Genomic DNA, 9,961 nt, shown 5'->3' with positions numbered 1-9,961 from the left:
AGCCGGATCTACTCCAGGCGGAACTCGATCGCGCAATAATGCAATTAGGTTAGCCTCTTCACCCGCTGGTGGATGTTGTAATAGTTCGCAGAGGGCACTGGTTTGTTCGGCATCGAGCGGTAATGCGGGAATTCCCAATGCGGCTCGATCGGCTGTATGTTGGCGATATGCTTCTAACATCTTAAAATAGAGCTTCTGTATATAAGTCTCTCTATTTTAATGGGTGGCGGTTACTGGTGAGTGTTTGGGGCGATCGATTTTAATGGTAGGGTAATGAGTTGCAATGACAGATCCAATATTTCAACTATCTCGCGTTTCGGGCGTTCCAGTAGAAAACGATGAGTTACTCTTTGACTTGAAACGTGTTGCAGCATTAATTGGGAGCGAAAAAATCACACAACACAAATATACTGAGATTGGATTATACGACTGTAGCACGCACGTTCGTCGCTTTGGGTCTTGGAATCAAGCACTTCTTGCTGCTGGACTTTCAATTTCAAACCGAGTTGACATTTCGGATAAAGAGTTATTTGAAAATATATTTTGTCTTTGGCAGTATTATGGTTGTCAACCACGCCGAAGTCAGCTTTCTCGATTGCCTTCAACAATTTCGCAATCTCCATATAATAGACGTTTTGGTTCATGGACAGAAACCTTAAAAGCTTTTGTAGAATATGCAAATTCAACAGAACTTGAGCTTATTGAAAAAGCTTCTACTGAAACTGTTCAGTCTTCCCCAACAACTGGACGCGATCCTTCACTTAGATTACGCTGGCAAATATTAAAACGCGATCGATTCACCTGTTGTAGTTGTGGTGCAAGTCCTGCTTTAACGCTGGGTGTTGAGTTACATGTCGATCATAAAATTCCGTGGAGCAAAGGAGGTAAAACTATAATTGAAAACCTGCAAACGTTATGTTCACACTGCAATTTGGGGAAATCTAATATACATGATAGCTAATAAAATTTTTAAGCAAGATGGAATGCTAAACGAATACACTTGATCGACATTTCATTTTTATGGGGAATAATGATAAATATTCGATCTGTCTAACATTCGATCTATCGTGATGTTATTGTCTTTGTGGTAAGGCTTGATTTGTTGGTGTAGCCTCTGGAGCAAGAGGATCGATCGCCCTTGATGAATGGGGTGGATGATTCGATCGACCTACAAACCTGATTTCGACATAGCTATACTCGATCGTCTACAATTGAATGAGATTGAGTATTATCCTTTGAGCTTACACGGAAGATTGTTTATGGTAAACATTACAGTTGATGAAATTCAGCGCGATCCTTCAAAGTATCTGCTTCAAGTAGCAGCAGGTGAAACTTTTTTGATTCTTCAAGCAGATCGAGCGATCGCAGAACTTAGACCGATTAATAATAGTAAACAATTGCGACCATTTGGTTTATGTGCGGGTGAGTTTACTGTTCCAGATGATTTCGATGCTCCGTTGCCAGAAGATATTCTCAACGCATTCGAGGGCAAATGAGAATTCTGCTAGATACACACATCTTTTTATGGTTTATCAGTGGCGATGCCCAATTATCAACAGATGTTCGGGATGCAATTCGCGATCCAGACAACGAGGTTTATTTGAGTGCGATTTCAGTTTGGGAAATACTTGTTAAGTACCAGTTGGGTAAATTACCGCTACCAGAGCATCCCGAAACATATTTACCCAAACAACGCGATCTTCATCAAATTCTCAGTCTTGCTCTTGATGAAAATAGTGTGGCTCAACTTGCAAAACTGCCACCATTACATCGAGATCCATTCGATAGAATGCTCATTTGTCAAGCATTACAAAATGGTCTGACAATTGCGACAGTAGATGCAGCCGTTCGTGCCTACCCAGTTAGTACCATGTAGCAACACAGCGGATTTTGCTAAAATAGGGGTACGGTTAACACCTGGGAAAATAAGTATGATATCACTCGATCAATTGACAGCGGAAATCTTATCCTTGCCTAGTGCATCCAGAGCAATCCTAGCAGACAAGTTAATTGAGAGCCTGGAGTTTGACATCGATACTAGTATTCAATCCGCGTGGAGTACGGAAGCAAAGAAACGTCGAGATGAAGTGCGGGATGGATCTGTGCGGGTAATTCCTGGCGATGATGCGTTAGCACAGGTTCGGAACTCGATCGATCTATGAAATATGTATTTCATCCAGACGCTTTAGCTGAGTATGCTGAAGCAGTTAAATACTATGCAACTCAAAATAGTCAGATTGCTCAAGCCTTTATTAATTCGTTCGCGTAGCGTCGGCTCTGCCGAATCGAGGATGCAGTTTATCGAATTCGAGAATCTGCTACTCGCTATCCTGAGATTGATGAAGATGTGCGCCGATGTATGGTGCGTAAATTTCCCTATGCAGTTCTCTATTCTATCGAGCAAGACTATTTGCTCATCATTGCCGTGATGCACTGTAGTCGCGAACCAAATTACTGGAAGAATCGTCAATCCTAAATCATAATTTTAGATTCGATATGCGATCGACGTTTCATTTTTATGGGAAATAATGATAAATACTCGATCAATCCAACACTCGATTCGATCGTGATTTTATGATCTTTCTGGTAAGGTTTGATTTGTTGGTGTAGCCTTTGGAGTAAGAGAATCGATCGCCCTTGATGAATGGGGTGGATGATTCGATCGGCTGTTTGTTTAAGCCAATCCAAACCGATGATCTCGCGCAAATGCTCGGCGGACATTTCAGTGATGAAGACGATCGAGATATCTGGTTGATGGATGAAGATAATGAGCCAGTCGGGATAGTCTACCTTTGCCCCAGAACGGATGACTTTGAGTATGTGCATCAGTTCTATTACCAGAATAGTGATGAAGAGGAATCCCGAATTTGGGAGTTTAATAGGACAGGAGTCGATCGGATCGTTTTTCGCAATCCACTAAAATAGCTTATTATCAAACTAAAATGCGACACTCGATCGATAGTAATCTTAGAGATAGCTCAATTTTCAGGAGATATATTGTGACTGTTCACTGTCGAGTTGCCACGATCGCCGATCTTGAGATGCTCTTAGAGTTTGTGAGAGAATTTCATGCGATCGAAAAATTGCCATTTGATGAAAATATTGATCGCGATGTACTCAGACATTTTTTAGAAGATGAATCATTAGGCCAAGCATGGCTAGTTCAGCATGGAGATGAAGCGATCGGTTACATGATTTTGACACTGGGTTACGGTTTAGAGTCGCGGGGGCGTGAAGCTTTTTTGGAGGAGTTTTACCTTTGCTCCAAGTATCGCGGTCAAGGGATTGGTACTCAGGCATTAGCATTTGCGGAGAATACCTGCCGAGTTTTGGGAGTCCGAGCATTGCATTTGGAGGTGGATTTTGAAAATCCTGGTGCCCAACGTTTATATGCCAGACGGGGTTATCAATGTTATCACCGATTCTTGATGACTAAACAGTTGGTGGCTCCTGTGCTGTAATTCGTTTGTGAATTAGCAAAAATTACGTTTGCAAGATGCAATGATGGTGTCCACTTAGTACATACACATGACTCCAACTATCTCTAAATCTCGATTGTGGCTGACATTGATGCTATTGTGCGCCACTGAGTTCATGATGGTGCTGGACTTCTCGATCGTCAATGTTGCCCTCTCGGCGATCCAGCAGGATCTAGGTTTCTCACAACCAACTTTGCAATGGATTGTCAGTGCTTACGCGCTGGCTTTTGGTGGTTTTCTATTGCTAGGTGGAAAAACCGCAGATTTGTTCGGTCGTCGTCGCATCTTGATGATGGGACTTGGATTATTTACTTTGGCTTCGCTAGTAGGTGGATGTGCCCAGTCACAATTGATGCTGATTGTTGCTCGGTCTGCACAGGGCTTGGGAGCTGCGATCGTTTCGCCAGCAGCATTATCGATGTTGACGACCACCTTTGCCGAAGGCGCAGCTCGCAATCGTGCCTTGAGCATTTGGGGCGCGATCGCGGCTGGGGGGTTTGCTGCGGGCGTACTGCTGGGGGGTATTCTCACTGATACCCTTGGCTGGCGATCGATCATGTTTATCAATGTGCCGATTGGTTTGCTGATGCTGATACTCATCCCCCTCCTACTGCCAGAAAGTCGAGAGAGATCGGCTCCTAAGCTCGATATTCTGGGTGCAGTCACAGTAACAGCGGGACTGGTGACGCTGGTTTACGTACTTCAGCAAGCGAGCGAAACTGGTTGGGGTTCATTCCATACGTTAATTCTCTTGGGGATCGCCCTATCTTGGTTGGGGGCATTTGTGTGGATTGAATCACATGTACTCTCACCACTGATTCCGCTAAGTGTGTTTCGATCGCGACGGTTAACTGGCACAAACCTGATTAGTTTACTGATGGCTGGGGCGATCGTACCATCGATCTTTGTCCTGACCCTATACATGCAGCAAGTCCTCAACTACTCAGCACTACAAACTGGACTGGCGTTTTTGCCCCACGCGATCGCGGCAATCGTGGCAGCAGCGATCGCTACGCCTGCAGTAGATCGGTTTGGCACCAAAAATACCCTGATCGGGAGTATGAGTATAGGGGGTGTTGGACTATTTCATTTGAGTTGGATTCCCGTCCAAGGTGACTTTGTTCGCGATCTGCTGCCAGGAACAGCACTGACTGGCTTTAGTATTGTGATGGGAATAGTGGCTGTAAAAATTGTCGCTACGACAGGAATCGACGATTGCGAACAAGGGATGGTATCGGGCTTGCTGGCTACTGCCCAGGAGATCGGTGCGGCATTGGGACTAGCGATCGTCATAGCGGTGGCAACCGATCGCACTCAGATAGTAATGTCACGATCGGTTGAAACTGCTGATGCCCACTTGATGGCATTGACCGCCGGATTTAGAGCAGCATTAGGCGTCAGCATGGGGTTTTCGATAGCAGGGTTAATGGTTGCTGTCTTGGTTCTCCAAAAAACTGACTGTCGAACAAAAAACCTGTAAGTAGTTAGATAGCCTCTGCTGGGAGCATTGATGCTCCCAGCAGAGGCTATTGACTTGAAGTGATGACGATCGCCAACCCCAACGAGTATCGATCCTGGCGATCGAGGTGAGCCGATCGGGATCGATCGGGGAATTATAAAATTGGAGAGAATTGAGCGCGATCGAACCGAGCAGCTATGAAGACTACCGATTTTGGGAATAAGCCGTTTGGCACAAGAATTCAACTGACCAAAAGTGGCGACTTTTTTGAAATTTACATTCCGCCGATTGGGTTTCATCCAGTGATTTTTTTTATTGCCCCATTCGCAGTTTTCTGGAATGGGTTTATTGCGGTCTGGACATTAATGGCGGCTCAAATCCCCTTCCCTGGAAATATCTTTGCAATGGCGTTTTCCATCCCTTTTTGGTCGGTTGGTGGCTTTCTCGCTTACATTTGTCTGTTTACTGCATGGGGTAAAACCTACTTCCGGATCGATCGACATGAAGTCTCTCTCGTCAAGACTCTATTCGGCCAAAAAATTAGTCGCGAACAGCCCGAACCCAAACGCGAAATTACCAAGCTGATTTTTACGCGCAAACATCCCAGTCCAAATAATAATGAGGACACAATGGCTGCGCTCAAGATTGAAATTGGGGCAAAATCGTTCCAGATTGGCGGATCTCAAGGTGGAATCGAGAGCGAAGCAGAGGTAGAATGGTTGGCATTTGAGGTTAGTGAGTGGTTGGATAAACCGCTAAGAATTATTGGATCGTCACACTAAATTTGGTTGCTAAACGGAATCCGATCGATCGAGCAAGCGTCCCAACCACCCAAAATCTAATAGTTGTTGCAGCAAAGATCGCTCGCCTTCGTGCTGGAGCAACAACAACGGAATTAGTGCTAGCAGGCGCAGGAAGCTAGAAATCACAAATAAACCCGTTAAGCCGCCGAGCGCGTCCAGCAGATCGAGTCCACCGCCGACAACCGTACCCGCCGCACCTGCAATGCCCGCAATTGCTGCCGCAATCCCAAAATACTGTGATTGGTGGCGATCGTGAGCGATTTCGAGCTGGAGATTGTTGATACACAACTCGATTGCGGCAGTGGCACCACCGTTGAACGCAAATAGTAGGGGCAAACCCAGCCAGAGGGAGAACGAGTCTGTGCCCACACCCAGCCATAGCAAGGGCAATACCGTCATCACCAATCCCATTACTAATAGTGGCAGCCGATGACCGATCCGATCGCTCCACCGTCCGAAGGGCATCAGCAGAGCGAGATTGGCCACCGATGTCAGGCTATTGTAGAGTGTCACCCAGCCGACATCGATCGATAGATCTTTCAATAAGTAGAGATTGAAAAAGGGCGCGCTGAGGTTGAGTGCAAATGTCCAGGCACCCAAACACCAGAGAAAGCCCTGAAAATGTCGATCTTGGCCGATTGTGGCGATCGCCGATTCGGACTGAGTGACGATCTCAGCCGTAATTGGTGTTTCGACAGGGGGATTGGGTTCGATGTTGCGAAGATCTGCTGTCTCAATCCGATCGTGGGGATTGACATCGACCATTTGCTGTTGACAAATAATACTGATAATCCCCGCAACGATCCCGATGCTTAACGCGATCGCAAATCCGGATATTTCCCCATTCGGATCGTTGGCGACTAAAAAACCCGCGATCGCCACCACAATTAAACTGGTTAAATTAGCCGCCGTATTGCGAATGCCAAAATAGCGGCCGCGCAATTGTCTGGGTACCAAAGCCGCCATCCAACTCAACCAAGTCGGACTGCCCAACCCCGCTAAAATGTGGCCGAGGGCGACTACTACCATTGTCAAGATCGCCAGCATTCGATCGTCGAGGAGTTGTTGAGTGTGAAGTACGATACCAACGAGTAACAATACCCACACCAATCGAGCTGGCACATAGATCCGAGTGCAAAACTGCTGCCGACTGGCGGATCGATCGCCCCACCACGCACCGATCGGTTGGACGATATTGGCAATCATCGGAAGTGCTGCCAAGATCCCGATTTCAAATGAATTTGCCTGAAGATCGACGAGGAAATTACTCAGTAAAACGCCACCCGTAAGGTTGGAAAAGATCGCCGCAAACACCCCATCGATCGAGGATGCCTGGAGACTCCGTCGGATTCTACTCGTAGGCGCGCGGGCGGGCGCGATCTCGCGAGCTTCATCAGTCTGTAGCTCGATGGGAATAGCAGTTGCCGCTGTTTTCAGACCTAGATCCACAAGTTACCTCGATCGTCAAATTAATAGCTACCACAATCGTACTCATCTCTAGCAAAATTAGCACAATGTTGCCATTATCCTGGATCGAATGTTCCCGTTCTATCTATCATTGGGATCGAGTCTCTCCGCCAGCGACTAATTCGGGATGACGATTCTCGAACTACAGCCGTTCGCGGAACGTAACGGAGGTAATCGAGCGATCTCGGATTTCCCGCCAGCAATCTGCGATAGTGTGGGAAGATAAAAACGATCGCGTAATTGACAGCAATCTACCGTGGCACAAGTTATTCTCGAAAATATCCACAAAACTTATACTCCGGCTACTACTAAGGATAAGAGTAAAGCCGGCACCGCAAATCTGGCCGTCACCGACAGCGTCCTGCGGCGGATAAATTTGACAGTCAAGCATGGCGAATTCATGGTGCTAGTTGGCGCATCTGGTTGCGGCAAGAGTACGCTGCTGCGGCTGATTGCGGGCTTAGAAACACTGACTGCTGGCAATATCCGCGTCGGTGATACCCTTGTCAATGAATTGCCCCCAAAGGAGCGGAATATTGCGATGGTATTCCAGAGCTACGCGCTATATCCACACATGCGCGTGTATGACAATATTGCCTTTGGACTGCGGCGGAGTCAATCTTTTACGACCTCAACTCTGGCGACCACTACCCAAGGGTTCTCGCCCCAATTTGAAAATTTTTTAGTCGAAATTACCAGAGGTTGGCCGCGCGGTTTTCGGTATATTTCCGCGCGAGAAAAGATCATTGCTAAAAAGGTGCGGCAAGTTGCTGAAATGTTGCAAATCGACGGCTTATTAAATCGCTTTCCCAAGCAACTTTCTGGCGGCCAAAAGCAGCGAGTCGCGCTGGGTCGGGCGATCGCTCGCGATGCTCAAGTGTTCCTAATGGATGAACCTTTATCCAATCTCGATGCCAAATTACGCGCCGAAACGCGTACGCAAATTGTCAAATTGCAACGGCAATTAGGCACCACAACTATCTACGTTACCCACGATCAAACCGAAGCGATGACGATGGGCGATCGCATTGCGGTGATGGATCGGGGGCAAATTCAACAAGTCGATACACCGTTGGAAATTTACAACCATCCTGCGAATATTTTTGTCGCCCAATTTATCGGCTCGCCCCCGATGAATATGATTCCGGTGCAAGTCAAGTTACCACTATCGATCGGGAATCAACAATTTCGGCTGACATTACCAGAAGATTGGGAAGCAGTATTAAATCAATATACGGCCAAGCCATTATTGATGGGGATTCGTCCCGAACATCTCACACTCGGATTGCCAGCTACCAAAAATTTTCACGGGATTATCGAGGAGGTAGAAGCATTGGGTAACGATACTTATATTGGTGTCAAAATTTTGGATTTGGACGGCACGGATCTACACATGCAAGTCCGAGTTTCACCCGATCGAGTTGTGAGTATTGGTGAAGAAGTTTGGCTGTCAGCAACTACTGATAAAATTCATCTGTTCGATCTCGATACTGGTTTAGCACTGCGGATCGATCGAGATTTAGAGTGAATTGGTTTGCAATAATTTAGATCCAAATATCAGATCTGTAGGTTGGGTAGAACGAATGTGAAACCCAACATCCACACGATCGACAATTGGGGCGCATAGTTGTGAGGCTGTGCGTCCGAGTCGATCGCCGTAAAGTCGATCGCAAAGATAACGCCCCAAATCAGCGGCAGCAGTTCCCTTTATCAATGCACCAGCGGTTTTTATCCGTGCGATGCCTTTGGATTGATAGACATCTGTAAAGCAGTCGCAATTGACTGAGGCACTTCCGATTCACACTAATCAGCTATCCATTGCACCACTAAGTAAACTAAAAACATCCAATTAAGCGATATAAAAATTATTACTCCTACCCCAATCCAACATGTTAAAAGTAAAATTTTTTGGATTGCATTGGTGCTCGATTGGCTCCATTGCCAGAAAATAAACACAAGATTTATAGCAAGGAGACCTGCCAGCACAGAAGCTCCTTGCGTCCAAGTATCCTCATTTATACCTTGCATCCATGGTAGCAACGAACCTGCGTTGTAATGAGTCGGCTTGAATGATGAGTCTCTTAAAGGCGAGACCTGATGCACAAAGACAGCACTAAATACTACTAGACGCATGAGAAACCCAAGGGTACCAAGAGCAAACCATTGAACATACTGAGAAGATATATTATGTAGCTTTCTAAAATATCTTGACATAATTTCGCTGTTGCAATGTGTGGAAATACAGATATAAATATAGCAACGATCGGAGGTTGATGTTCTACGCGCAAAGTACTATTTTTTGAGCGCATCCTGACGGCACAAAGCAGCGGAATCGCTCCAAGGCGTCCGAATCGATCGCCGTAAAGTCGATCGCAAAGACAATGTTCCCAATCACAGATAACCTTGTAAGCTAAACATTTCGGGAATCAAGAGCAATGCGTCGAACTACATTATTTTTGTCAAGATTTATGATCGGCCTGTGGGTGATGCTCATCATTAGTTTTGTATCGCTGCTAATATTCAATGCTCCCAGTGTACCGAGTAAGACACCTTTTGCTAGCGTATCCATCCAACCAAACAGTGGCTCAATCGTTTACCTGCCTAATCAAATCTTTACTTGCACAGAAACAAAAGAGCAATTTCAATGCCAGACAAAAATCCAAGCTCGTTTGTTAGACATCAGCCTAACAAAAGGACGTGATTATAAATACTTCCTCAGCAATTGTCGTGCTTTGTACGACGGGCGATCGGTT

The 9,961-nt window shown here is 46.0% G+C and carries 13 protein-coding genes and 1 pseudogene; 10 read left to right on the top strand and 4 right to left on the bottom strand.

What is annotated here, in order from left to right:
• A partial coding sequence (locus RMO27_RS22485; RefSeq protein WP_309736765.1) for a hypothetical protein occupies positions 1–180 on the bottom strand: 180 nt, incomplete at its 3' end.
• Between the two features lie 103 nt (positions 181–283).
• On the opposite strand from RMO27_RS22485, the gene RMO27_RS22480 reads away from it, so the two are divergent.
• The 5 genes and pseudogenes from RMO27_RS22480 (at position 284) to RMO27_RS24035 (ending at position 2,476) form a co-directional block, all read left to right on the top strand.
• Entirely contained in the window at positions 284–961 is a 678-nt protein-coding gene (locus tag RMO27_RS22480; protein ID WP_309736764.1) for a homing endonuclease associated repeat-containing protein, read from the top strand.
• A gap of 298 nt (positions 962–1,259) precedes the next feature.
• The gene (locus RMO27_RS22475; protein WP_309736763.1) at positions 1,260–1,496 is read left to right on the top strand and encodes a type II toxin-antitoxin system Phd/YefM family antitoxin; all 237 of its coding nucleotides are present in this window, start codon (positions 1,260–1,262) and stop codon (positions 1,494–1,496) included.
• Positions 1,493–1,876 (top strand): type II toxin-antitoxin system VapC family toxin, encoded by a 384-nt coding sequence (locus tag RMO27_RS22470; protein WP_309736762.1) that lies wholly within the window; start codon positions 1,493–1,495, stop codon positions 1,874–1,876. The genes RMO27_RS22475 and RMO27_RS22470 overlap by 4 nt, the downstream gene beginning before the upstream one ends.
• Positions 1,877–1,931: 55 nt before the next feature.
• Positions 1,932–2,162, top strand: a complete 231-nt coding sequence (locus RMO27_RS22465) for an addiction module protein (protein ID WP_309736761.1) — start codon at positions 1,932–1,934, stop codon at positions 2,160–2,162.
• A pseudogene (locus RMO27_RS24035) lies at positions 2,159–2,476 on the top strand (type II toxin-antitoxin system RelE/ParE family toxin). The gene RMO27_RS22465 and the pseudogene RMO27_RS24035 overlap by 4 nt, the downstream one beginning before the upstream one ends.
• Here RMO27_RS24035 and RMO27_RS22460 read toward each other — a convergent pair.
• Positions 2,473–2,826 (bottom strand): hypothetical protein, encoded by a 354-nt coding sequence (locus RMO27_RS22460; protein ID WP_309736760.1) that lies wholly within the window; start codon positions 2,824–2,826, stop codon positions 2,473–2,475. The pseudogene RMO27_RS24035 and the gene RMO27_RS22460 sit on opposite strands and share 4 nt — an antisense overlap.
• Before the next feature lie 173 nt (positions 2,827–2,999).
• Here RMO27_RS22460 and RMO27_RS22455 point away from each other — a divergent pair, with 173 nt between their 5' ends.
• From RMO27_RS22455 to RMO27_RS22445, 3 genes are all read left to right on the top strand, one after another.
• Positions 3,000–3,461, top strand: a complete 462-nt coding sequence (locus RMO27_RS22455) for a GNAT family N-acetyltransferase (protein WP_309736759.1) — start codon at positions 3,000–3,002, stop codon at positions 3,459–3,461.
• Between the two features lie 67 nt (positions 3,462–3,528).
• Positions 3,529–4,959: an MFS transporter gene (locus RMO27_RS22450; RefSeq protein WP_309736758.1), complete on the top strand. Its 1,431-nt coding sequence runs from the start codon at positions 3,529–3,531 to the stop codon at positions 4,957–4,959.
• Positions 4,960–5,135: 176 nt separating this feature from the next.
• Positions 5,136–5,720 carry a hypothetical protein gene (locus tag RMO27_RS22445; RefSeq protein WP_309736757.1) on the top strand — a complete coding sequence of 195 codons (585 nt, stop codon included), beginning with the start codon at positions 5,136–5,138 and terminating at the stop codon, positions 5,718–5,720.
• Between the two features lie 9 nt (positions 5,721–5,729).
• On the opposite strand, the gene RMO27_RS22440 is transcribed toward RMO27_RS22445, so the two are convergent.
• Positions 5,730–7,190, bottom strand: a complete 1,461-nt coding sequence (locus tag RMO27_RS22440; protein WP_309736756.1) for an MFS transporter — start codon at positions 7,188–7,190, stop codon at positions 5,730–5,732.
• A 274-nt stretch (positions 7,191–7,464) separates the two neighbouring features.
• Between RMO27_RS22440 and RMO27_RS22435 the strand changes: the two genes are divergently transcribed.
• A complete protein-coding gene (locus RMO27_RS22435) occupies positions 7,465–8,736 on the top strand; it encodes an ABC transporter ATP-binding protein (RefSeq protein ID WP_309736755.1) in 1,272 nt (423 codons plus the stop codon).
• A 275-nt stretch (positions 8,737–9,011) separates the two neighbouring features.
• On the opposite strand, the gene RMO27_RS22430 is transcribed toward RMO27_RS22435, so the two are convergent.
• The gene (locus tag RMO27_RS22430; RefSeq protein ID WP_309736754.1) at positions 9,012–9,422 is read right to left on the bottom strand and encodes a hypothetical protein; all 411 of its coding nucleotides are present in this window, start codon (positions 9,420–9,422) and stop codon (positions 9,012–9,014) included.
• Between the two features lie 221 nt (positions 9,423–9,643).
• Here RMO27_RS22430 and RMO27_RS22425 point away from each other — a divergent pair.
• Positions 9,644–9,961 (top strand): hypothetical protein (locus RMO27_RS22425; protein ID WP_309736753.1); only part of this gene is annotated, 318 nt, incomplete at its 3' end.

This window comes from Chamaesiphon sp. OTE_75_metabat_556, from assembly GCF_031378165.1.
Taxonomy (GTDB): domain Bacteria; phylum Cyanobacteriota; class Cyanobacteriia; order Cyanobacteriales; family Chamaesiphonaceae; genus Chamaesiphon.
This window is presented reverse-complemented; position numbering and strand designations above follow the sequence as displayed.

What these genes read in the sequence shown, in the direction of transcription:
- RMO27_RS22430 (WP_309736754.1), bottom strand. Translation starts at nt 9,422, where the DNA reads ATGTCAAGATATTTTAGAAAGCTACATAATATATCTTCTCAGTATGTT.
- RMO27_RS22465 (WP_309736761.1), top strand. Translation starts at nt 1,932, where the DNA reads ATGATATCACTCGATCAATTGACAGCGGAAATCTTATCCTTGCCTAGT.
- RMO27_RS22470 (WP_309736762.1), top strand. Translation starts at nt 1,493, where the DNA reads ATGAGAATTCTGCTAGATACACACATCTTTTTATGGTTTATCAGTGGC.
- RMO27_RS22480 (WP_309736764.1), top strand. Translation starts at nt 284, where the DNA reads ATGACAGATCCAATATTTCAACTATCTCGCGTTTCGGGCGTTCCAGTA.
- RMO27_RS22475 (WP_309736763.1), top strand. Translation starts at nt 1,260, where the DNA reads ATGGTAAACATTACAGTTGATGAAATTCAGCGCGATCCTTCAAAGTAT.
- RMO27_RS22445 (WP_309736757.1), top strand. Translation starts at nt 5,136, where the DNA reads ATGAAGACTACCGATTTTGGGAATAAGCCGTTTGGCACAAGAATTCAA.
- RMO27_RS22450 (WP_309736758.1), top strand. Translation starts at nt 3,529, where the DNA reads ATGACTCCAACTATCTCTAAATCTCGATTGTGGCTGACATTGATGCTA.
- RMO27_RS22460 (WP_309736760.1), bottom strand. Translation starts at nt 2,826, where the DNA reads ATGCACATACTCAAAGTCATCCGTTCTGGGGCAAAGGTAGACTATCCC.